At 44.2% G+C, this 24,166-nt stretch carries 22 protein-coding genes; 19 read left to right on the forward strand and 3 right to left on the reverse strand.

What is annotated here, in order from left to right:
* The first annotated feature begins 235 nt into the window (after positions 1 to 235).
* Positions 236 to 2,680 carry a phenylalanine--tRNA ligase subunit beta gene (gene pheT, locus R50345_RS08085; protein WP_042125572.1) on the forward strand — a complete coding sequence of 815 codons (2,445 nt, stop codon included), beginning with the start codon at positions 236 to 238 and terminating at the stop codon, positions 2,678 to 2,680.
* A gap of 206 nt (positions 2,681 to 2,886) precedes the next feature.
* Complete coding sequence (gene zapA / locus R50345_RS08090) at positions 2,887 to 4,905, forward strand: cell division protein ZapA (protein ID WP_331281374.1); 2,019 nt, start codon at positions 2,887 to 2,889, stop codon at positions 4,903 to 4,905.
* Positions 4,906 to 5,143: 238 nt separating this feature from the next.
* Here the strand turns inward: zapA and R50345_RS08095 are convergent, their stop codons facing one another.
* Entirely contained in the window at positions 5,144 to 5,527 is a 384-nt protein-coding gene (locus tag R50345_RS08095; RefSeq protein WP_331281360.1) for a cupredoxin domain-containing protein, read from the reverse strand.
* 404 nt (positions 5,528 to 5,931) lie between these two features.
* Between R50345_RS08095 and R50345_RS30195 the strand changes: the two genes are divergently transcribed.
* Complete coding sequence (locus R50345_RS30195) at positions 5,932 to 6,867, forward strand: GGDEF domain-containing protein (protein WP_231574249.1); 936 nt, start codon at positions 5,932 to 5,934, stop codon at positions 6,865 to 6,867.
* 69 nt (positions 6,868 to 6,936) lie between these two features.
* On the opposite strand, the gene R50345_RS08105 is transcribed toward R50345_RS30195, so the two are convergent.
* Positions 6,937 to 7,284 carry a phage holin family protein gene (locus R50345_RS08105; protein ID WP_042125577.1) on the reverse strand — a complete coding sequence of 116 codons (348 nt, stop codon included), beginning with the start codon at positions 7,282 to 7,284 and terminating at the stop codon, positions 6,937 to 6,939.
* 150 nt (positions 7,285 to 7,434) lie between these two features.
* Between R50345_RS08105 and R50345_RS08110 the strand changes: the two genes are divergently transcribed.
* The 3 genes from R50345_RS08110 (at position 7,435) to R50345_RS08120 (ending at position 11,010) form a co-directional block, all read left to right on the forward strand.
* Positions 7,435 to 9,801: an endonuclease MutS2 gene (locus tag R50345_RS08110; protein ID WP_042125579.1), complete on the forward strand. Its 2,367-nt coding sequence runs from the start codon at positions 7,435 to 7,437 to the stop codon at positions 9,799 to 9,801.
* 31 nt (positions 9,802 to 9,832) lie between these two features.
* Positions 9,833 to 10,252 (forward strand): DUF350 domain-containing protein, encoded by a 420-nt coding sequence (locus tag R50345_RS08115; protein WP_042125581.1) that lies wholly within the window; start codon positions 9,833 to 9,835, stop codon positions 10,250 to 10,252.
* 215 nt (positions 10,253 to 10,467) lie between these two features.
* A complete protein-coding gene (locus R50345_RS08120; RefSeq protein WP_042125583.1) occupies positions 10,468 to 11,010 on the forward strand; it encodes a hypothetical protein in 543 nt (180 codons plus the stop codon).
* A 55-nt stretch (positions 11,011 to 11,065) separates the two neighbouring features.
* Here R50345_RS08120 and R50345_RS08125 read toward each other — a convergent pair whose 3' ends face one another.
* On the reverse strand, positions 11,066 to 12,322 hold the full coding sequence (locus R50345_RS08125; RefSeq protein WP_042131980.1) for an NAD(P)/FAD-dependent oxidoreductase: 1,257 nt from the start codon (positions 12,320 to 12,322) through the stop codon (positions 11,066 to 11,068).
* 177 nt (positions 12,323 to 12,499) lie between these two features.
* Between R50345_RS08125 and R50345_RS08130 the strand changes: the two genes are divergently transcribed.
* The 13 genes from R50345_RS08130 to R50345_RS08190 all read left to right on the forward strand — a co-directional run bounded on the left by R50345_RS08130 (position 12,500) and on the right by R50345_RS08190 (position 24,163).
* On the forward strand, positions 12,500 to 12,733 hold the full coding sequence (locus R50345_RS08130; RefSeq protein WP_042125585.1) for a hypothetical protein: 234 nt from the start codon (positions 12,500 to 12,502) through the stop codon (positions 12,731 to 12,733).
* 31 nt (positions 12,734 to 12,764) lie between these two features.
* Complete coding sequence (locus R50345_RS08135) at positions 12,765 to 13,154, forward strand: spore coat protein (protein ID WP_042125587.1); 390 nt, start codon at positions 12,765 to 12,767, stop codon at positions 13,152 to 13,154.
* Between the two features lie 260 nt (positions 13,155 to 13,414).
* Positions 13,415 to 13,915 (forward strand): Lrp/AsnC family transcriptional regulator, encoded by a 501-nt coding sequence (locus tag R50345_RS08140; RefSeq protein ID WP_042125589.1) that lies wholly within the window; start codon positions 13,415 to 13,417, stop codon positions 13,913 to 13,915.
* A gap of 13 nt (positions 13,916 to 13,928) precedes the next feature.
* Complete coding sequence (locus R50345_RS08145; protein ID WP_042125591.1) at positions 13,929 to 15,149, forward strand: aminotransferase class I/II-fold pyridoxal phosphate-dependent enzyme; 1,221 nt, start codon at positions 13,929 to 13,931, stop codon at positions 15,147 to 15,149.
* A 316-nt stretch (positions 15,150 to 15,465) separates the two neighbouring features.
* Positions 15,466 to 15,654, forward strand: coding sequence for an aspartyl-phosphate phosphatase Spo0E family protein (locus R50345_RS08150; protein WP_052404481.1), 189 nt, complete (start codon positions 15,466 to 15,468; stop codon positions 15,652 to 15,654).
* Between the two features lie 184 nt (positions 15,655 to 15,838).
* Entirely contained in the window at positions 15,839 to 17,512 is a 1,674-nt protein-coding gene (locus R50345_RS08155) for an amidohydrolase (RefSeq protein WP_042125595.1), read from the forward strand.
* A 97-nt stretch (positions 17,513 to 17,609) separates the two neighbouring features.
* Positions 17,610 to 18,176, forward strand: coding sequence for a cob(I)yrinic acid a,c-diamide adenosyltransferase (locus R50345_RS08160; protein ID WP_042125597.1), 567 nt, complete (start codon positions 17,610 to 17,612; stop codon positions 18,174 to 18,176).
* Between the two features lies 1 nt (position 18,177).
* A complete protein-coding gene (locus R50345_RS08165; RefSeq protein ID WP_042125599.1) occupies positions 18,178 to 19,167 on the forward strand; it encodes an RluA family pseudouridine synthase in 990 nt (329 codons plus the stop codon).
* A 90-nt stretch (positions 19,168 to 19,257) separates the two neighbouring features.
* A complete protein-coding gene (locus R50345_RS08170; RefSeq protein ID WP_042125601.1) occupies positions 19,258 to 19,632 on the forward strand; it encodes an arsenate reductase family protein in 375 nt (124 codons plus the stop codon).
* Between the two features lie 256 nt (positions 19,633 to 19,888).
* The gene (locus R50345_RS08175; protein ID WP_042125603.1) at positions 19,889 to 20,815 is read left to right on the forward strand and encodes a 5'-3' exonuclease; all 927 of its coding nucleotides are present in this window, start codon (positions 19,889 to 19,891) and stop codon (positions 20,813 to 20,815) included.
* Between the two features lie 301 nt (positions 20,816 to 21,116).
* Positions 21,117 to 22,475 carry a CpaE/TadZ family protein gene (locus R50345_RS08180; protein WP_042125605.1) on the forward strand — a complete coding sequence of 453 codons (1,359 nt, stop codon included), beginning with the start codon at positions 21,117 to 21,119 and terminating at the stop codon, positions 22,473 to 22,475.
* Positions 22,476 to 23,357: a hypothetical protein gene (locus R50345_RS08185; RefSeq protein ID WP_042125607.1), complete on the forward strand. Its 882-nt coding sequence runs from the start codon at positions 22,476 to 22,478 to the stop codon at positions 23,355 to 23,357.
* Entirely contained in the window at positions 23,336 to 24,163 is an 828-nt protein-coding gene (locus R50345_RS08190; protein ID WP_042125609.1) for a CpaE/TadZ family protein, read from the forward strand. Before R50345_RS08185 ends, R50345_RS08190 begins: the two co-directional genes overlap by 22 nt.
* Positions 24,164 to 24,166: the final 3 nt, after the last annotated feature.

Here is a 24,166-nt window from a genome sequence, read left to right on the forward strand (position 1 = left end):
TAGGAAAGCTAGCATCGTAAGCATAAGCTTTGTCCCCGGATTTCCACCGCGAAGAGCGGTTTAGATCAAGAAATCTGGGGACAACAGCGGCCGGAAGTCCAAAGATTCCTTGCAGGGACCGCTCTTAATAGTGTTTTGCAGTTGAAATTGAGAGCTCTTAATCAAGCCTCCGACTGGAAGCAGATCGAACGGCAAGTAGATAAATACATCTGAAACATAAAGGAAGTGAGCGGACATGAAAGTATCAACCGGTTGGTTGGCTGATTATACATCGATTGAAGGAGTAACCGCCGAAAAGCTAGCGGAGAAGATTACCGCTGCCGGCATTGAAATTGACGGAGTAGAGCGCCGCAATAAAGGGATTTCGGGCATCGTAACCGGCTATGTGAAATCGAAGGAAAAGCATCCTGATGCTGATAAGCTGAACATATGTATCGTGGATGCAGGTCAAGGTGAAGATCTGCAAATCGTCTGCGGCGCAAAAAATGTGGCTGAAGGACAAACCGTTCCTGTAGCTCTTGTAGGCGCTAAGCTGCCAGGGCTGGATATCAAAAAAGCAAAGCTGCGCGGAGTATTATCGCAAGGGATGATCTGCTCAGCTAAAGAATTAGGACTGAACGATAAATTGCTTCCTAAAGAGCAACAAGAAGGAATTCTTGTGCTTCCAGAGGGAACAGAGATCGGTCAAGATATTTCAAAGTTGCTGGGTTTAGATGATGAGATTCTGGAATTCGATCTGACTCCGAACCGTTCAGATTGTCTAAGCATGATTGGTGCTGCTTATGAAGTGAGCGCGATTCTTGGACGCGAGATCAAATTGCCTAATCCAGCAGGCGAAATCATTGAGATCAGCGGAGCAGCTGCTAAATCTATTTCCGTTAAGATTGAGAATGAAGAACTTTGCAGTCACTACGCTGTTCGTTATATCTCGGGTGTTAAACCTGCAGCATCACCGCTGTGGATTCAGAATCGTCTGATGGCGGCAGGGATTCGTCCAATTAACAACATCGTAGACATCACTAACTATGTGATGCTCGAATACGGACAGCCGCTGCATGCTTTTGATGCAGATAAAATCGAAGGCGGAGAACTCGGCGTTCGTCTTGCTCATGAAGGTGAAGTCCTGACTACACTTGATGGCCAAGAACGGAAGCTTGAGCCACATATGCTCGTTATCGCTGATGGAGCTAAAGCAGTAGCTCTGGCTGGAGTAATGGGAGGACAGGATACAGAAGTTACTGCTGAAACGGTAAATCTCGTTCTGGAATCCGCTAAGTTTGATGGAGGAACTGTTCGTAAAACCTCGCGTCAACTGGGGCTTCGCTCGGAAGCATCCCTTCGTTTCGAGAAAGAAGTGGACCCAAATGCAGTTATTCCTGCATTGAACCGCGCAGCAGTACTTATTGCACGTTATGCTGGCGGATCTGTGCATGAAGGAATTGTTCAAGCAGGAACAGTCGCAACTGAAGAGAAGGTACTGACTTTGTCCTTGGAGAAGCTGAACCGTTATCTCGGAACAGATCTGTCCTTGCTAGAAGTGAAGACATTGTTTGGACGTCTTCATTTCAAGTGTGGTGATACTGCACAAGGGCTGATCGAAGTTCAGGTGCCGACTAGACGTGGCGATATCAACTATGATGTTGACCTTATCGAAGAAATTGCTCGTCTGTACGGGTACGACAATATTCCAACGACTCTGATTGAAGGAGTTACAACGCCAGGTGCATTAACGCATAAGCAATCACTCCGCCGTGAACTGCGTCGCCTGTTGTCGCATGGCGGTTATCAGGAAGTGATGGGCTACTCCTTCATCCAGCCGGCACAAAGCAAAATGTTCCCTGAGTTATCAGAAGGCTCACAAGCGGTTAAATTGGCTATGCCAATGAGTGAAGAACGCAGTGTACTGCGTACTAGCCTTCTGCCACAACTTTTGGATATTGCTAGCTACAATACCAACCGTCGTCAAAGCGATCTAGCGTTGTTTGAAATCGGCAATGTCTTCTTCACGGATGAAGAACAGTTGACTCGCCAGCCGCGTGAGTTGCCAGTGCTGGGTTTGTTGCTTAGCGGTAGCCTAACCGTGAAGCAATGGAACGTTTCAGCACAGCCTGTCGATTTCTTTGATTTGAAGGGTGCGCTAGAATCGGTGTTTGCTTATTTGGGTCTTACAGACAGAATCATCTACGAGGGAGACAGTCCAGAAGGATATCATCCTGGACGTTCCGCGTCTGTGTACCTGCTCGGAGACGAGGGTCGTGTGAAGATCGGAACGATGGGTCAGCTCCATCCGGAACTGCAAAGAGAGCTTGATCTAGTGGATACCTATGTCGCTGAGATTTTATTGCAGCCGCTGTATGATAACACGCACAGCCGTCTGCAATATAATGAGCTTCCACGTTTCCCGGGAATGGAACGGGATATTGCTGTGGTTGTTGATTCAACTGTACCAGCGGGCGATCTGCTAGCTTCCATCCGTGCAAACGGAGGGACTTTGCTACAATCCGTTCAGGTATTCGACGTGTACACTGGCGGCAAATTAGAGAGTGGGAAGAAGAGCATTGCGATCTCACTTCTGTATCGTCACGGTGAACATACATTGACAGATGAAGAGGTTGGAGAAGTACACGATAAGCTATTATCGTCCCTTCAACAAACTTTTGGTGCAGAATTAAGAAAATAGCAGGAATTGTGTAAAGCCGCAGCGAATCCATTTAGAAACTGAGATTCGCTGCGGCTTTTTCTGGGTAGAGTGAAATGCGGAGGATGTCAGCGAGAATCTATTGAATTACAAGGGATTTTGCCAAATGCTTAAGAAAAAAGCTACAATAGAAACAGTAAGACTAGCTTAGAATCCGCACACATACAAAGGAGGGCACAACTGTGGCTATGGACCGGACTCGTGTCGCCGTGGAGATATACGGAACTTCCTATAAACTCGTCGGAAGCAGCACTGAATATATGAAACAAGTGGCCCGTTATGTTGACGAACATATGCGCACGATTTCTAAATCACACACCAGACTGGATACGCCGCGTATTGCGGTGCTTGCAGCAGTACATATGGCGGAGCAGGCTATTCAGGTTCAGGATTTTAAAAATGAACTCAACATGATGACAGGTGAACGCAGTGAACTGCGATTGGAAGTATCTCGCCTGCTGGAGGTTCAGCGGGAGCGACAAGAAGAATATGAACGCCTTGAAGCGGCGGCTAAGGAAGAAGCAGAGCGACTGATTGCTGCGATTGAAGAAGAACGCAAGCGTCATCTGGAGATCCAGGAGAACGAGCGCAAGGTACATGCGGACCAGCTTCAGGAGGCAAACCAAGCGGCTGAAGCTGCGCGAGAGAAGCTGGAAGAGGAGCTGCTTGCGCGTGAGCAGGAGCTTCAAGCACTGCGGGCAAGCTATGAGGCAGAACAGGCTGCTATTCGTGAGAATCATCGAGAGGAGCTAGCGATTGCAGAAGCCATCCGTCTGCAGCAATTGGAAGAGCAGAAGACGGCGCATCTGCTAGAGCTGGAGAACATCCGTGAGACGCTGATTAAGGAGAAGACAGATACTTTGTCTGCCCTGGAGCTTGAGTTAACCGAGACCAGGTCAACATTAGAGAAACAGCTTGAGGAAACCAAATCGACATTAGGTAAGGAACTCGAGGATACAACAACGAAGCTAGGCAAGGAACTGGCTGAAGAGCGGGAAGCTTTACAACGGGAGCTTGCTAAGAATAAGGAGCTTCGACAATCGCAAGGCACTCAGGAACACAGACATAAGCAAAGCATTCAAGAGCTTGAGAAACAGCTGGCTGAGCTCCGTGGTGGAACAGGACAACTTCAGTCTAGACTCCGTGCGGCTGAAGCCAGTCTTAAGAGTGAACGAGATGCTCGTCAAACGCTGCTCGGACAATATGAAGCGGTGGTTAAACGCGAAGAGCAGCTCAGTGAGGAACTGCGTACGGCTACTGAGTTAGGTGTGCTGTTGAATGAAGAGCTGGAAGAATTGCGTCAGCGTTATCAGCAGTCACAGAATGAAGCATCAGAGCTGCGGAAGTCATTACAAGAAACGAGTGATAATCTGCACCGTGTTCAGGAAGAACTCGCTGGATCTATGGCGGAGGCAGCGAATTGGCAAGAGCTTTCGGATAAACGGATGGATGATATTGGCGAACTGGAAATGAATCTGCTGGAGTCCGAGGAGAAATCACTGACACTTCAGAAGGAGATTGAGGTTCTTCGGGGTCAAGCGGATGGATTAGTACAACAATTAGATCATCAAGTTCAACTTCGTACAGATGCAGAAGAGGAAACTGCAGCACTCCGTGAACAAGGTGGACAGGTTCAGAAGGAACTGTCTGCGCTTCGTGAACGCTATGAGGAACTAATCTCTCAATATGACGAAGTACTGCAAGATGGCGAACGTCTGCAGGAAAGATATCAGCTGCTGCAGGAAGAAGGCGAAGAGACAGCACGACGTTTGGAAGAGTTGTCTGAAGCTAGCCGTGAAGCCGCTGCTACTGTTGCTGAGCAGCAGGGAGTGCTTAAGGAGGCCGAGGCGTACGGAGCTTCCTGGAAGCACAAGTACGAGGAGTTATTCGAGCGGCAGCAGCAGTGGAGTGATTTAGAAGCGAAGCTGCGCGAAGAGATAGATATTTGGCAGCAGGAGGCCGGTGAGGCTGAGGCGAAGCAGGAATCTATTGAACGTGAACGCAGTGAGGTGCTTCAGCAGCTTGGTGAAGTCGGCGAGAACTATGAGTTGGCTCAAGGACAACTGCGTCTGCTACAGGTCCAGTTTGAGATGCATCAGAATGAGCTACAGAAGATGACGGATGAGCATCGTAATCTTCAAGAGGAATATGCCAAGCTTCAGAATGAATATAATGAATGGATTCAACTGATCGAACAGGATAGTTGAATGTCGGATGCAAGAAAAGAGGGCTGTACCTGAGGTGTAGAGAGATCTATTTCAGGTTAGCCCTCTTTGTCTAAAATATAAGTTAGTATAAGCCTCACACTATCCTTTCTTATATTTCTCGCTTAAATGGTTAGTATTCTTATAGAGACGCCGAAGGCGTTTATGCTAGTGGCCACAGCGTAAATAAATAGCCGACCGTAGGGAAATTCCCTAGCGATCGGCTATTTTATTGAGTCATCTATTCTACGATGATTTTTGCATTCATACCGCTATGTCCGGAACCGCACATAATCGAACAGGTCATTTCGAATGTGCCGGCTTCTTCCGGAACAATTACCTTTGAGGATTTTTTGCTATTAAGCTGGAGTTCAAATTCAGGGATAAGGATGCCATGATTGCCGCTATCGTTTTTAAAAATAATTTTGACGGGTACACCTTTTTTTAAATGATATTCTTCCTGATCAAAGCTGTAATTTGTAGCCGTAATTATGAGTTCTGTTTCTGCTTCGATTTCTGGCTTAGATTCATTACCGCTATTACTTGCTGTATTATTGTTACTGTTGCTGCAGGCAGTGAGAGCTATTACAAACACAATGGAAAGCAGAATTGCAACTCTCTTCATAATCCTTATCCCCTCCCAGGAAGTACAATCTCAGAAATAATGTGACAATTATGTAAACATCATAACTTAAAATTTCTGTCATCACTTTGATGAATTGTGAATAATCCGTGAACGCAGGGATCGCTCAAACTTTGTCGAAAATTGCAAAAAATTGATGTGAATCTAATTTAGATTTATTATAATGAAAAAAGAATATATTAACGATTAAGTAGGGGATACAGATTATTAATAATAACGATGTGCTAAAAACAGAGATTTGGCACCGTAGAATTTTAAAAGGCTTCTGGATAATAGTCATTCTAATGATGGTTTCAGAGATCCTTTTTATGATAAATGTTGACCTTCCCCACACACAAACGCAATCACATTTGTTTCTAGCTTGCAATTTATTAATTGTGATCTTTATGATTGCAGCTGAGCTGTGGCTGCGGTATAGCAGACTTTCTCCTAAGCTCGGAGTGGTCAGTTGTGGATTTCTAGTATCCTATCTTATGTATTTTGTATTAGAGCCTTATGTTGATGGTGCGCAGATGACGTTAATGATGCCTATTATGGTTGCTCTAATTTACTTTGATAGTAAGCTTCTGTACATTATGGGGATATTCAGCGTAGTGTTTTATGCAGGGAATTATTTTGGATTAGAACGGATATTTCTGAATAAACCGTTGCTTGAATTCTTAATGGTAGAGTGTGTATTTATTATTTTCGTAGGGATGGCTCATGCGGTAATAATCCGAGCTCGGGAAGCGCGTGATAATCTAGAGAGATTAACGAAGGAAGGCCAAGATCTCATGGTGGAGAGGGCTGTTTCTGATAAGCTGCTCAAGACAGATGCGCTCACTGGGCTGTACAACCATAAAACATTTCATGAATACCTGGATACATTATTAGAGCAGTGTGAGAGCAACAACCTCAAATTACAGCTGGCTCTTTTCGATATCGATAATTTCAAGCAGGTTAATGATACATATGGGCACTGGGTAGGGGATCTTGTACTTAAGGCGGTTGCGGAAAAGGTTGGCGGCATGATCGAACTTAATGATTTTGCAGCCAGATACGGCGGTGAAGAGTTTGCAGTGATTTTTACGGACAAAAGTTATTCTGAGGCCTATAAAGCTATAGAGGAACTACGGATCAACATTGCTCGAATAGAGCATTTGCACGCTGGCAATAAGCCGATCACCGTAAGCATTGGAATATGTGAATATCAGCTAGGGGACGGGAAGGAGATTCTGTTCCGCAAAACGGATAATGCGCTATATGCAGCGAAGAAACGTGGCAAGAATACAGTCGTTAATGCTTTTGACAATGATGGAGCTGAAATTGCGACTTATGGATAAAAAAGACACAGAACCCTTATTGCCGGAAAAGAACCGGGAATAGGGGTTCTGTGTTGTGGATAGCTTTCGTTACTTTGCCGCTTCGAACGGGGTGGATACCGGTAAAAACAAGTCGACAATACCGATGACCAGTGCTGCCAGGATTGCTCCTAGAATGGATACGCTAACTCCACTCACTACGAATTGGGCGACCCAGATGACTAATGCACTGACGATAAAACCGACGATACCGCGGCCGAAGGGTGTTGCTTTCTTGCCGAAGATTCCTTCGACAACCCAGCCGAGTAACGCGATCACCAGTGCAAGGATAAGAGCGCTCCAAAAGCCTCCAATAGTGAACTGTGGAACAATCCAACCGACAACCATCAGAACAAGCGCTGCTACAACAAAACGACCCACATGACTTAAGAAATTCAATGTACTAACCTCCTTTGGCCCAAGCTAAGGATATGTGCAGTTCTTATTGTGACCTTAATACTTGTTTTTATGCTTAATCCTATACCAAATAGCGAAATTGACTTGAATTCTGTATAATGGAAACATCTATGAAGGGAGCTGTGACTGTAATTGGACGACAAAATTTTGCATACGCTTGAATATCGCAAGATTTTAAATAAATTAATGCAATATACGCAAACCTCAATGGGGCGATTGACTGCGGAGCAGCTAAGACCCTCCGGTGATTTTGAAGGCGTGAAAAAGCTACTTCAAGCCACGGATGAAGCGGCTAATGTAGATCGCCTGAAGGGTATTCCTTCATTTGGCGGGATAAGCGATATTCGAGCTGCACTAAAACGTGCCTCTATAGGCGGAATGCTGGGAACAACTGAACTGCTGGCAGTGGGAACTACCATTGGCGGAGCAAGAAGAGTCAAACGCTTCCTGGCAGCTATGCATGAGGAAGAGAAGATTGAATTCCTATTTTCACTCAGCGATGTTTTGTCAGAGCAAAAACATGTAGAAGATGCCATTCGTTTATGCATAGACGAGAACGCAGATGTTCTTGACACGGCTAGCTCTGAATTGGCTACGATTCGACGTGAATTACGCGGCGGAGAGACTCGAATTCGTGAGAAGCTGGATTCCATGATTCGTTCTTCTTCCGTATCTAAAATGCTGCAGGATCAGCTGGTAACGATTCGTGGGGATCGGTTTGTTATTCCTGTAAAAGCGGAGTATCGTGCGCATTTCGGTGGTATCGTACATGATCAGTCTGGATCAGGTGCGACTTTATTTATCGAACCTGAGTCTATTGTGGCGATGAATAACAAACTGCGTGAAACACGGCTGCGTGAAGAGCGGGAGATTGAGATCATTTTGCATAGGTTGACAGCGCTAGTAGCTGATATAGCCGAAGAAATGACTTATGATATCGATATTTTAGGTGAGCTTGATTTCATCTTCTCTAAGGCACGTCTTGCACGAGATATGAAGGCTACGCAGCCTCGCATGAATGATCGCGGGTATTTGAAGCTGCGCAAAGGACGACATCCGCTGATTCCTGCGGAGCATGTGGTTCCTCTGGATGTAGAGCTCGGCAACCAATATAGCTCGATAATTGTAACTGGGCCTAATACAGGTGGTAAAACCGTTACACTCAAGACCATTGGACTGTTGAGTCTTATGTCGATGTCTGGTTTGTTCATTCCAGCAGAGGAAGGCAGTCAAATGTGTGTCTTTGATGCCATTTATGCAGATATTGGCGATGAACAGAGCATTGAGCAAAGTCTGAGTACGTTCTCCAGCCATATGACGAATATTATATCCATTCTGCGCCGAATGACTCCGAAGAGTCTTATTCTGCTTGATGAAGTGGGTGCAGGAACGGATCCGGCAGAAGGCTCCGCGCTGGCAATTGCCATTCTGGAGCATATTCACCGGACTGAATGCCGTATGGTCGCTACTACGCATTATAGCGAACTGAAGGCATATGCTTATGAGCGTAAAGGGGTCATCAATGCCAGCATGGAATTTGATGTCCAAAGTCTTAGTCCTACCTATCGTTTGCTGATCGGTGTTCCTGGACGAAGCAACGCTTTTGCAATTGCAGAGCGATTAGGTCTGCCAGGCGCGATTCTGGAGCATGCACGTGGTGAAGTGAAGGAAGAAGACCTTCGTGTGGAGCATATGATTGCTTCTCTTGAAGAGAATCGACTTGGTGCAGAGCAGGAACATGAGAGAGCAGAGAGTATCCGCCGTGAAGTGGAAGAACTGCGCAGCAGACACCAGCAAGAGCTTGAAAAGCTGGAAAGCCAGCGGGACAAACGACTGGAGAAAGCGGAGAAAGATGCGAGTGCGATTTTGGAGAAAGCGCGTAAGGAAGCTGAAGAAATCATCAGCGATTTGCGCCGCTTAGCTATGGAAGAAGGCGCTTCAGTCAAAGAACATAAGCTGATTGAAGCACGGAGACGTCTAGATGAAGCGGAACCTTCACCGCGTAAGAAAGCCGCTACTCGGAAGCCAGCTAAGGCTCCGCGGACGATTGGGCCTGGTGATGAAGTGAAAGTAGATAGCTTAAATCAAAAAGGTTTTGTAGTGGAATTAAGCGGCACTAAAGAGGCTTTAGTACAGTTTGGGATCATGAAGATGAAGGTGAGCCTGGATGATCTTGAACTGCTCTCATCTAAGGCCGCCTCTGCACCGGTGCCTCTTCGGCAGGCGACAACCGTTAAACGTTCCCGTGACGAGAATATTCGTAGAGAACTGGATTTACGGGGGACGAACCTAGAGGAAGCAATCATGGAGACGGATCGTTTTATTGATGAAGCTTTCTTAGGCAACTTGGGCCAGATTTCAATTATTCATGGTAAGGGTACAGGTGTGCTCCGCACAGGGATTCAAGAATATTTGCGTAAGCACAGACATGTTAAGAGCTATAGGCTTGGAAATTATAATGAAGGCGGCGCAGGCGTAACCGTAGCTGAGCTGCAATAGCGGGATTGCCCGGCAGAAAGAAGGGAAGAGTGTGCAAGGAGATATTGATCTTTTGCTGGGTCATCCGCTAGGTGCCTTGCTTGGCTACTTTGCAGTGGCAATTCTAGGGCTCGTTGTATTTTTGTCTATTTTTGAAATGGTAACGAAATATAATTGCTGGGAAGAAATTCGCAAGGGAAACTTGGCAGTAGCCATGGCTACTGGCGGCAAAATCTTCGGAATTTGCAACGTGCTGCGCTTCAGTATTGAATCAGGTGTCTCGATTTATGAGACGATGAAGTGGTCGGTTGTTGGTTTTTTACTGCTGCTGCTTGCCTATTTTTTATTTGAATTTCTAACCCCGGTATTCTCTATTGATGAGGAGATCGCTGCGGATAACCGTGCTGTTGGGCTAATAGCAATGCTGATCTCGGTTTCGTTGTCTTATGTGATCGGTGCAGCTATATTTTAAATAAAATAGGCGGTTTTGCACCTCCCTACAAAGGATTCCAGATGGATCTGGACAAGCTTTGAAATGAGCAGCTCCACTTTGTGGGGGATTAGGAGGATATCATGAAGATTCTTACCCGAGTTCTGTTTGTGTCAGCCATTGCTTTTATAGCAGCCGGTATTATTTATTTAATGATGAACTAAATTTAAACGTGAAGTAAGAAGGAGATTATAAAGATGGAAACAACTGTGTGCCCTTGGTGTCATACTGAAATCGTATGGGACGAGGAATTCGGACCAGAGGAAAATTGTCCTCACTGTAACAATGAACTTAACGGATATCGTACTGTTACAGTAGGGATAGACGGCATCGAAGATGAGGAAGAGGAAGTTGTAGAAGAACCTAAACAAGAGGTTATTAATGATGAGGATCTTTGGGGCGACGTCGACAAAGACAGTGTAGTGCCTATCTACAACACGCTCAATCAATTCGGTGACGATTATGATTTGAATAAGTATGAAGAGCGTGTATCGGGTATCTTAGCGATTCAGGAAGAAGCACCCGAATGTACACAATGCCATGAATTAACTATCCTTGCTGGAAAGCAGCTTGTTAACAACTTCGAGCCTTCTGCACCGGCTACACTGGGTGGACCTGTATTAACATCTCCATTCTCGCTTAATGTCTATGTGTGCCCATCATGTTTCCATGTACAGCATAGTCTGGCGCAGGAAGACCGTATTCAGCTCGTACGTAATCTGAGTACCGATAAAGCATAAGTATCATCATAAAAAGCTTAGTCCTCTTATTGACTATAAGGGGACTAAGCTTTTTTTAATTCCATTTCTGTGTATTAACGTTCGTATTCTGAGAAGGAGAAGGTTTAACTGATCGTGTCAACGAGAATAGATCTAGCTCCGGCCGGTGTTTACCCGCAATCGTATCTGTTAATAACTCCGCAGCAATCATGCTGTACACCGTCCCATTGCCTCCATAACCCTCGATGAAATAGCAATGAGGGAACTTGGGATGTGGGCCGATATAAGGGAGCCCATCACGCGTGGAGCCGAATACAGCTCCCCAGGAGTATTCAATCTCGATGCCTTTGATTTCAGGAAACAGAGCTTCCAGCTCTTCCAGTAACCGTTGACTCTGAGAGATTACTCTGACATCACGACGCTCGGGATCCGTCAATGGCTCATCTTTGCCTCCTGCAATAATACGTCCCTCCGGTGTTGTCCGAAAATACAAATACGGTCGGGCGGTTTCCCAAAGAAGGCTGCGCTCATGCCATTTCGGAAATTCCTTCAGAGGCTTTGTCATCACAGCATACGTATTGATCAGCTCAGCGCCCCGGTCTTTTTTAAACTCCTGCGTTTCATAGCCCATTGCAAAGATAACCTTTTTCGCAATGATGCGTCCATGCTCTGTGTGGCAAATTACGCCATCTTCAGTAAATTCATAGCGTTTAGCCTCGGTTTGCTCATAAACATGTACACCATTCATTGCTGCCTTGGCGATCAGGCTGTGAACCGTCCGGAAAGGATTCGCCTCTGCATCACCGCGTGAATAAAGCGCAGCGGGTTTTGAAAAAGAATACACAGAAGCTATTTTTTCCTCTTCCCAGAAATCAGAATCGAATCCGTGAGCAACGAGATTCTCATATTCTTCTCGCAGAGCGGGTACATCCTCATGTGTACTGGCATATAAAAGGCTGCTGCGAGGAATGATTTGGGGATCGATATCGAGTTTGGCCGGCAGATCCAGAATATTTCTAACCCCTGCTTGGCATAGCTGATAAAAGAGCAAGCCGTTCTTTTCTCCAAAGGTGTTCATACATGAGGTTAACGATTTGTCGTTAGATATTTGCAGCAGACCAGTATTGGCATGTGAACTTCCGCTGCCAACTCGTTTTTTTTCGATCAGAACAGCCTCCGCTCCGCTTAACGACAAGCGATAGGATGCCATTGCTCCGCCCATTCCAGCGCCTACAACCAGGCAATCACAGCGTATGGTATCCTCTAGCGCGGGATAAGTTGGAGGGTCTTGTAAAGTGTTTCTCCAAGGGGGGGTGCCGCTATTTAGTCTCATGAAATTGATCGCTCCTTCATTCGTTCCATAATTAAGTATGGGCGGCATATTACCGTCTCATTCGCAGCATGTTCTTATTTTTGTCATATCTCTCTAATGCTCTCGGGCAAATAAATGGTGTGTGTTGGCGGTATACTAAAGCCTGTTTGGATCAACTACAAGGAGGGACTACAACACATGCAATCAAATCAAATGCAGGCATTAAGCGGAAAAGAACTGGAATATATTGCCGACTCCATTTCCAACGAGGATTTGCTCCTCAAGCAATGCGCGGCCACAGCTGCGACAACACAGAATGAGCAGGTTCGTCGAATTTGTATGGAGCACATGCAAAACCATACACAACACATGACTACACTTACTCAGTTAATCCAGCAACATCAGCAATATGCGCCTACAAGCCCACAATAAATGCATTATTAAATCTTAAGGAGGTTATTTTATGAACGCACAAAATTCAGCAGCATTTATGCCAGATGAGGATTTGATGAACACCATTTTGTGTGACTTGAAGCGGACGGTCCGTGAATATGCGACCGCCGCTACAGAATCAGCATGTCCAGCGGTTCGTCGGGTATTTAACGACATGACCATGAACACGCTTCGACTTCAGGGCGAGCTTTATACGCAGATGTCCCAACTGAATATGTATCCTGCACCTGCAAAAGCATTGCGCCAAGATGTAGACAAACAGCTCCAAACTGCACAGCAATTGCAGCAAAAAGCCGGACAATTTGTTCAGCAAAAAACCGGACAAGCTGGATCCTTTGCTCACAATGCGAACGCGCATCTTCATTCGAATGGGCAACATCAACCGTCTCATTTAATGTAACCAAGTTGGTTATCGGATGAAGCATCCTGTCTCATCGTTTTAAGAATGACGCCTGTTTATACCGGAGTGATCCAGTATAAACAGGCGTTTTTTGTATATAAATCCATTTAGCTGAGTAAACACAGTCTTCTATGCGGACATCATATGGGGTTATTTTGTTTGCAGAGATGCTCAATTCATGTCATATTAGTATTAAACTCTTTTCGCGGGGCGACGCATGAATAGCGCAACGTCATTTGCGAACTATCCGGAGGGAAGGCATGAAGGAAATGAACGAACTAAAGAGGAAAGTGCTGGAACTGCTTAAAGAGGACGCGAGAAGATCTACTGCACTCTTAGCTACGCTGCTTGGTGAGGAAGAAGAAGACGTGAAGACGGCGATTGGGCAATTAGAGAAAGACCATGTAATTGTTAAGTATGCCGCCGTTGTAAACTGGGATAAAGTGGATGATGAGAAGGTTACTGCGCTGATCGAGGTGCAGATTACACCCGAACGAGGCCGCGGATTCGAAGGTATTGCGGAGAGAATCTACCTGTATCCACAAGTGAAATCCGTTTACCTCATGTCAGGTGCTTACGATCTTCTAGTAGAAGTGGAAGGAAGAAACTTACGGGAAGTGGCCAACTTTGTTTCTGAGAAGCTGTCTCCAATCGATTCAGTACTCTCCACAAAAACGAACTTTACCCTTAAAAAATACAAACAGGATGGGATCATCTTCGAGGAGCATGAGGAAGACAACCGTCTGATGATCTCTCCATAAAGGAAGTAATCATATGATCACGAATAAAACACAGCTAACTGAAGAAGACAGCAAATCAATGAATTCTTATTTGGCCCCGCTAGTACAGCAGATTCAGCCTTCGGGTATTCGCAAGTTTTTTGATCTGGCAGCAGGCAGCAAGGATATCATATCACTTGGAGTCGGGGAGCCTGATTTTAAGACCCCTTGGCATGTCAGAGAAGCTTGTGTCTATTCGCTGGAAAGAGGGTTTACAGGTTATACATCCAATGCAGGTATGCCTGAACTGCGGGAGGGCATTGCGAATTATTTACACACCCGTTTTGCAGTGGAATATGATCCTGCGAATCAAATTATAGCAACGGTCGGCGGAAGTGAGGCCATTGATCTGGCTTTGCGCGCTTTGATCACGCCAGGTGATGAAATTCTTATACCAGAGCCTTGCTATATTTCCTATTCCCCGATAACGGCTATTGGCGGGGGAATTCCTGTAGGCATTGAAACGACTGGAGAGAATAACTTTAAGCTTACTGCGGAGAGTTTGGAAGCGAAGATTACTTCACGCTCTAAAGTTCTGATTCTGTGCTACCCGAGTAACCCAACGGGAAGTGTTATGACCCTAGAGGATTGGGAGCCGATCGCCAAGGTTGTTGAGAAGCATGATCTTATTGTAATTTCAGACGAGATTTATGCAGAATTGACTTATGGAATTAATCATGTCAGCTTTGCTTCATTGCCAGGTATGATGGACCGTACGATTCTGGTCAGCGGCTTCTCCAAGGCTTTTGCTATGACTGGATGGAGAATGGGTTATGCTTGTGGTCACCCTGATTTAATCTCCGCTATGCTTAAGATTCACCAGTATACTGTGATGTGTGCTCCTTCTATGGGTCAGGTAGCAGCACTTGAGGCACTGACGAATGGGATGGAAGAAAAAGACCGAATGGTTGATTCGTATAACCAACGGCGGAGGCTGATTGTTAAAGGTCTGCGTGATGCCGGACTGGAGTGCCATGAACCGCAGGGTGCATTTTATGCTTTTCCAAGCGTGCGCAAAACGGGACTGACTTCTGATCAATTTGCACAGCGTCTGTTGCTTGAATATAAGGTAGCAGCTGTACCTGGAAGTGTCTTTGGATTAGGTGGTGAAGGATACCTACGCTGCTCATATGCCACGTCAGTATCTCAACTGAATGAAGCGATAGAACGCATTGGTGCTTTTGTCACACAATTGGAACGAGAGAGAATGGAATAGAGAAAATTGGACTATAGCCTATCTCATAATCCTATGGTATTATTTTACTTTGAGAGTAATTAGCCCCTATAATAGAACTAACAAGGATGTATTTTACTCTGGAATTAAGCGTTGCTTTGAAGTTAATTTTTATACTTTGATGATATTTTGTGGCACGCGTTTAATAATACTTTTAGGCTTATGCTTCTAAAGCGAGTTTTGTACAAAGCTCTTACGAGAAGCAACGCTGTACAAACTTTTAGGAGGGATGATTGTGCTTAATGCCGATTATTACTTACCTTCCTATGGAGGGCAATGTTTTTCTGGAAGTGGGAAACTGTCCCCCAAGGGTGATGCATCTGCTCGCATACTCTCTCTGGAAGATGAAATTAGAATACTCCGTTCCAAGATGGAGCAACTTTTTTTGCAGGAAAAATCATTCACTTCAGATAATGTGATTGAAATTAGCAGTTTACTGGATCTCAAGATAAATGAATACATGAAGGGGCGTCCAGTTGGAAAATAACGTCGCAACATGCTGATGAAGAGGACCTTAGGGTCCTCTTTTTGTTGTTCCTTTTAAGCTCACACATCGCAATATTGCAGACGGAATTGGAGAGAATATGTTTTAAAGTAGATTCCTACGGCGGGTAAACGGGGTAATTCCCACTATAGTTCCTAGCTGAGAGGTATGAAGGAGGCTTTTTGTTATGATTGATTTGGATTTGTTGATTGTGAATGCAAATGTGTTGACCTTAGATGGGGAAAATAAGAATGCTGGATCTGTAGGTGTTACGAACGGAAGAATTACGGGGATTTGGTTAGAACAGAGGCCATCCTCAAGTGAAGTGAATATTACTGAAAGAACCCAGTGTATTGATCTACAGGGCGCGACCTTGCTTCCTGGATTTATAGATACTCATAATCACATGATCAGCGCTATTATGCTCAGACAATATCTGGATTGTAAAAGTCCGCCTAATCGTGATATTTCCGATATTCAGTTCCGTATCAAGCAAAAAGCTTTAAGTGTAGAGAAAGGAAACTGGATTGTGGGTTTTGGATATGACGATACTGCCTTATCAGAGATGAGACATCCTACCAAAAAAGAACTTGATGAAGCGGCGCCAGATCATCCAGTGATCATTTATCATATTTCCGGTCATTTGGGAGTTGCTAACTCTCTAGCTCTGGAACTGGCAGGTGTTGATGAGCAAGCCCTTGATCCCGAAGGTGGAAGCTTTGGTAGGGACGAGGAGGGTCATCTTAATGGAGTTCTCTACGAAGGGACGGCGCAAGCGGTTGGTGCTTATGCTCCAGAGCCTAGTGAGCAGGAGCTTCTTTCGTTAATAAGTGAAGAGTCGTTGTCTTATTTATCGCAGGGGATTACAACGAATACAGATGCGAAGATTGGAGTGACCAATGAGATAGATGATTTGGAATTGTGTTTCAAGGCCATTGAACAAGAGCGACTACCTATGCATATGAAATTGATGATCGCGAGTGATAGGCTTCGAGAAGGCAGCCAAATGGGTTCAATGACTGCGAATGAAGTGGATGCGTATATTCGCAAACGATCAGGTGGCCGTGCTTCATTAGATAGTGCTAAAATGTTCCAGGATGGTTCTATTCAAGGATTAACCGGAGCGCTTCGTGAGCCGTATTTCAATGATCCGGATGTGTCAGGTAATCTCATCCATGCTCAGGAAGAATTAGACGCTGAAGTGAAAGACTTGCATGATAGAGGCTTTCGTATTGCGATTCATGGGAATGGAGACCGCGCAATAGGTTCGATTTTGGATGCCTTTGAGCAGGCAATTCTAGAAAATCCGCGTCCCGATCATCGTCACCGGATTGAGCATGCCCAGACAGCAACTACTGAAGATCTGATCCGAATGCATGACTTAGGTGTCGCAGCCTCTTTTTTTATCAATCATGTGTATTACTGGGGTGACCGTCATGAAAAGATTTTTCTAGGACCGGAGCGGGGGCGAAGAGTCAATCCCTTGGCAGAAGCGGCAAAACATAACGTGTTATTTACGCTTCATTCAGATGATCCAGTAACCCCTATCTCCCCTTTGTTCTCAGTATGGGTTGCCGTAAATCGGTTAACTAGCGATGGCAAAATCCTCGGTCCGGAGCAGCGAATCGATGTAGTCACGGCTCTGCGGTCAATGACATCTTACGGGGCACAACTGATTTTTGAAGAAGATGAGGTAGGAACGATTGAGCTTGGCAAGCGAGCTGATTTTGCTATAGTAGCAGAAGATCCAACATCTGTTGATCCGCTTCACATTAAAGATATTTCTATTCTAGGTACGTTGATTGACGGGCGGATTGTCTATAATAATGGCCTTACGCTCTTTAAAAACAATTTGGTATAGATGTCGATTACTAACTATATTCTTCATTTGCCAATTTTATATAAGAAAGCTTAAACTAGCATTATGTGATTTGAAGAATGGATAGGAGGAACAAGCCTTGGTGATTTATACACGTACAGGTGATGCGGGTCAAACTTCAGTGATCGGCGGCCGGGTTGGTAAGGACGATGTCCGAGTTGAAGCCTACGGAACCATCGATGAACTGAATTGCTTTGTAGGGCAGGCGCGGAGCCTGATGGAGGACGATCAGTTTGACGATGTACGCGAGCAGCTGCTGGAAATCCAGCATGAACTATTCGATTGTGGAACCGATCTGGCTTTTATTAAGCTGGGTGAGGGTGGTCAATATATGGTAACAAGCGAGATGGCAAAACGGCTGGAGGGCTGGATTGATGATCTTCAAGCAGAGAATCCGCCGCTAGAAAAATTCATCCTCCCTGGGGGCAGTCCGCTAGCTTCGGTTCTACATGTGTGCCGCACGGTTTGCCGCCGGGCGGAGCGTCGGGCAGTTACACTTGGACGAAATGCGGACATTAACCCGGAAGCGGTTATTTATTTGAACCGGTTATCGGATTATTTCTTTGCGCTGGCTAGAACGGCTAATACACGGGCAGGAATTACTGATGTAGAATATATTCGCAGTAAAAAGGTGTTCCGGGACTAATATGACAAGCTATTATTCACCTATTACTTACATCATACCGCCTGAAGAGGATGACTGGCTGTTGAAGACGATCCTGCATAAACGGATGGATGTCTCACGCAAATTGTTGTCGCGCCTTAAGCAAACAGAACAAGGGATTACATTAAACGGAGAGCGTGTTTATATCAGCGTACGTGTTAAAGCAGGCGATATTGTACAGATTCGCATGGAAACAGAGACTTCGGATGATATTTTACCGCAACCGATTCCCTTTGAAATTCTATTTGAAGATGAGCATCTGCTTGTTGTAAACAAAGCTGCAGGTATTATTGTACATCCCACGCATGGACATTACACCGATACACTGGCTAACGGAGTAGTTCATTATTGGGCGCAAAAAAATGAACGGTTCCGCTTTCGACCTGTCCATCGTCTGGACCAGGAAACCTCCGGTGTGTTAGTCATCGCCAAGAATCCATATAGTCATCAGCATATTTCCGAGCAGATGATTGCCGGCACTGTGGACAAACGTTATGCTGCTTTTGTTCATGGCGTCCCTACCAAGCCTTTCGGTGATATTGACGGACCTATTGATCGTGATCCTGAGGAGCCGCATCGGCGTATCGTGACACCGGATGGATATCCTTCTCTGACTCGTTACGAAGTTAAGGCTGTATATACACAAGGATCAAAAGTTGAACTGAAGCTGGAGAGTGGTCGTACGCATCAGATTCGGGTCCATATGACCTCGATCGGCTGTCCTTTGATTGGTGACAGCATGTATCGTCATGAGCTGTATAATCTACCGGATTTGACTTCAACTCAAAGCGAACAGTTGGAGTCCGTTGCAGCACTAGATGCATCTATCCCTCGTCAAGCACTGCATGCGGTACGTCTAACGTTCAAGCACCCAGTGCTATTGCAGGAAATGATCTTTGAAGCTCCTTTGCCGCCTGATATGGCGGCCTTGGAGGAAATACTGGAGCAAGGACCGATAGCGAATTTGAGGTAAGATTAATACTCAGGCTATGAAGTAATGAAGGGGAAGTCCGAACATTCCCCGTAGTTACGAATTATTAGCCGACAATTAAAGGAGAACAACATGAGCAAACTAAAAGTATATCAATATCCTAAATGCAGCACCTGCCGCAGCGCGGTGAAATGGCTACAAGCTCAAGGTCATGAGCTGGAGCTTCAGCATATCGCAGAACAGCCACCTACAGTTGAAGAATTACGTGAATTGCTGGCCAATAGCGGTCTTGAACTGAAAAAGTTTTTTAATACAAGCGGTGAAGTCTATAAAGCATTAGGTCTTAAGGACAAAATGGCACAGCTTAGTGAGCAGGAGAAGCTAGAGCTGCTTGCTAGCCATGGTATGCTGAATAAACGTCCGATTGTCACCGATGGAGTTAAAGTTACAGTAGGATTTAAAGAAGATCAATATGCTGAAGCTTGGACCAATACCTCCAAGGCATAATCCCGTAAAGGGATGTCCCCATTCTCGACCGTATGCTCCCTATGGAATAATTGTCTTTAATTAAACAACAAAAGACCATGATTCTCATTTTGAGAGCCATGGTCTTTTATGTTATTTTAAGAGATATGAATAAGCTCCCATATGTGTAACTTTATGATCCCTTATCAGATCAGGCTTTTTCTGATAGAATACTCTTTGTGCAATAGCTTGGACAAATGCGTAATATGAATAGAACGATTAAAGGAGAGGTTTATACATGAGAGCAGAAACAAAGGGCCGTGTAATGCTTGTAGATGGAATGGCTCTGCTGTTCCGGGCCTTTTATGCGACCTCTTATGGAGGATATATTCGCAAGACAAAAGCTGGATTACCGACGAATGCAGTGTATGGTTTTTTACAGTATTTTTTCGATGCGGTAAGTACATTTGAGCCTTCTCATGTCGTATGCTGCTGGGATATGGGCAAAGGAACGTTCCGCACCGAGAAATACGATGGGTACAAATCGAATCGGATTGAAGCGCCGTTAGAGCTGATTCCGCAGTTTGATCTCGTAAAAGATGTAGTAGCTGAGCTAGGCGTTCCGAATATTGGTCTTGCAGGCTATGAGGCGGATGATTGCATTGGTACACTGGCTTCTTGTTACAGTGAAAATTCTGAGGTATATATTTTGACGGGTGACCATGATATGCTTCAGCTCATTGATGAGAACGTTAAGGTCGTAATTATGAAAAAGGGCCGCTCTAACTATAAAGTGTATGATCTTGCAGAGCTGCTGGAGGAAAAGGGTCTTACTCCTAGACAGGTGATTGACCTGAAGGGCTTCATGGGAGATACCAGTGACAACTATCCTGGAGTAAAAGGGATTGGTGAGAAGACTGCACTGAAGCTGCTGACCGAATACGGCACAGTTGAAGGTGTAATTGAGAATCTGCATCTGCTTCCTAAGGGTGTGCGTACCAAAATTGAAGCAGATTTGGATATGCTGCATTTATCGAGAGAGCTAGCTGAAATCCGTTGCGATGTACCGGTGGTCTGCGAGTTGACGGAAGCCTTGTGGCAGCTTCAACGGGAAACAGCCGCGCGCAAATTTCAGGAGCTAGAGTTCGGCAGCTTGATGCATTTGATTGCTGAGGTGCAGGACGAGCGGGGAATTGTCCAGATTGAGTTAGGCGATTTGGGTTAAGGAAAGAAGAGTTCTCTTCTGATAAAAATGTGAATAAACATAATGGCAGGTCAAGGTTATCATCCTTGGCCTGCTTTTTTTATAGGTGATTATTTATCATATATTGTAATAAAATGTCTTTGTTTATCGAAAATACATTTTAATGTTTCTTAATGAACATATTTGTTTAATTTTTCCTTATGTTAAATAGAAGAATGGAGAAATTATAGATCAAATATAGTAAATAAATTGGTTATTTATGCACTGTTGTAAAAATATTACTATGATAGCATAAAAGAATAAAATTGCAGTAGGTGATGAGATGAAGGTTCTTTTGGTCACGCACAAATTTCAAAAAATAGTAGTCAACTACTTTAAGCGGACCATAGATATCGTAAATGACACAGATTTAACACTAAGTGAGGTACTGCATTATTTGGAGGATACTAATCCAATTGTAGACAGCATATTGATAACAGATGAGGCTTTGTCAGTGAGAACTGAGCAAAACAAGAATGACTTAAACGATCTTGTAAATTGGCTGATAGCTAATCGAAGGTTAGATGTAAAGATTTTGGTTGTCACGAGGAACTTTAAACAAGAGGCGGAGCTAGAGAGTGCAATCAATAGATACTCGAATCTCCAAATTAAGATTTGCGAATACATACGAATACCACCCGCTGTTTTCCGTGAGGCTGTGGAGCATTTATCCGACAGTAAAAGCAGTGTAGAAACCGCTAGAAGCCTGGAGAATAAGGGGAATAAAAGTAGTACGGAGAAAAAAGGATCATTTCTGGATCGGTTTAAACCAAAACCCAAGTCCCTACCTGAATTTCAGGCTACGGATAATCTTACAAAAGAGCTGGATAAGGTCAGTCGAGGGATTAGCCGAATTGTTGCGATCACTGGCCACAGAGGTTGCGGAATAACGAGTACAACAATCAACGTGGCGAGTGAAGCTAGCAAACGGGGATTAAGTGTTTTGGTTCTAGATATGGATATCGAATATCGCAGCACCAACATGTACTTCAGCAGCTTTCACGAACGTTCTAAAAGGGATGAAGGGATTAACGCTTCATTAATTCGAACACTGGCTAGGCCGCAGGATTATATGACAACAGCTTTTCATGTGAAAGACAATCTTTGGATGGCAGGGCTTGGCTACAGCTTCACTGATCCGAGGCTGATAGAGCAATTTTATAATAGTTCGAAGCTAGTCGGTCTTGTATCCTTACTGAGAAATAAGTTCAATTTAATATTATTGGATATGCCACTTCATTTATTGGAAAAGTTTAGTGATGTAATGATTCATATTGATAGCTTTGGTATGTGCATCCCTAATAATCTCTACTCTGTTTTGAGTACGTTAAAGAACGTTGAAGGTACCCTTGATAAGGAGAAAGCGGCTTATTTGAACGCGAAATCAAAGGTAATCGTTACCAAATACAATGATAGATCACGGTTTCAAGGAGATATATTCACACCAGACAGAGTAAGCGAGATTATGGCATCGGGTTTACTAGAAAGTTTTACATATGAAATGAAAGTAGCAGGTTATGTCTCGTATAACAATGATTTTGATTCGCAAATCGAAAGTGACGTACCGCTTGTATACACGGGCACAGACCATGAAAGGACCTACGGAAACATACTTCTACGATTACTGGAGGGAGTAAGTTAAATGGATTTGAGCGGGATTAAGAGTAAGACTCCGAACAGACATATGTTCAAACGAGTCGCAGCATTGCTCTTTAGCATATTGATCATTGTAATCTCTTATATGGTTATGACAAAGGCTAGTAAGGATGCCAATGATGTCGTTGAAGTGTTGCGAGTGAAATCGAATGAGGGCATTCCTGCCTTCGTTATGATCTCAGACAATACGGTTGAGAAATACCAGATCATCAAAAAAGAATACACAGAAGATATGCTGTTATCTGAGGATTTGGATTCTGTAAAGGGAAAGCTTACCGCCTATTATATTCGAGGAAACAGCGTGCTTTATAAAGATCAATTAATCGATGAGAAACCTAAACAAAATGAATGGCTGTATCAGGTTAACGAAGAGAATGAGGTGTTGACACTCCCTTACAATTTCCTTGAGGTAGGGGGCGATATCCTAATGCCTGGTGACCGCGTTCGTATCCGGGTTTCTTATGAGGTTGACGAGAAAAGTGCAGTGGGTAGTAACCCTAACACTATTTATTCAGAGTCAACTAATACGATCAAAAAGACAGAAGTGTTGTTCGATAGCATTATTGTAAAGGATATGCTCAACTCTAGCAGTCATTCCATTTATGAGGTTTATAAAGAGGTTCAAAAGCTGAATTCACAGAAGAAACAGGATGTTATGAAAAGTAAAGATTTTTTGAAGAACATTCAACCTAAAGCTTTGCTTCTAGAAGGAACCAGCGAACAAATTAATAACTATGCCAAGTATAAAGGGTTAAACGGGAATTCATTTTTAATTACAATTCTGAGCAGAAAAGATAGTGATGTCATCATTGATCAATTACCCACGTTGGAGAATGAGGTGGAATCGTGGATAAGCGAAGAGGATTAGGGCTCGATAGTATTTTTCAGAAAATATCATCCAAAGATCTTGTCGGTGCAGAGCTTCAAGAGAACAACCTAATTTATAGTGTAGTTGGATTTATTCCCGCTTGCGATGGTGTTGATAATGCGATGCTTATCAGTAACTTAGCTTATCTTATTTCACAAAAGGGGTTGAATACCTGTGTAGTTGATTTGAAAGTATTCTATCCGAACTTATATCAATTTCTGGATGTGCCTACACAGAAGAAGGGGAATGGTCTAATCAAGGTTTTGAAAAGCGATAAGGTGGATTTCAGGGATGAATTACAGCAGACCAAATACGATAAACTGTTTCTTTTATCTCCGAGCCCGCAAGACTTAATGGAAGAATACTTTGATTTTGAGTTTGAGAATTTAGAGCGCGTCATTACTACACTTAAGCAAATGTTTGATATCGTACTGATCGATATTCCCAACAATCCACCGCACGAATTCTGTCTCGGAGCCATGAAATATTGCCATATCGGCTTTTTTACAGCAACAGAGCGAATGGAAGCCACAATCAATATGGTAAAGCTGCTGGACTACGCCAAATCAGTGGGAGTCAGTACAGCGAAATTCACTAGTGTAGTCCTTATGAATTTTCAGAATATTGAATTTGATTATAAGGTGATGAAGGATATGGGCTTTAATATCGTGACCGTATTACCGCTAGTGAAGGATGCGGTGGTTCGTGCACATGAGGGAAGGCTGTACATAAAGGATAACCCCCTAATCAACAAATATTTCAAAAAAGAGATTCAAAAACTGGCGGATCAGTTGGCGGATCAGTAAAGG

The organism is Paenibacillus sp. FSL R5-0345 (genome assembly GCF_000758585.1).
Taxonomy (GTDB): domain Bacteria; phylum Bacillota; class Bacilli; order Paenibacillales; family Paenibacillaceae; genus Paenibacillus_AQ.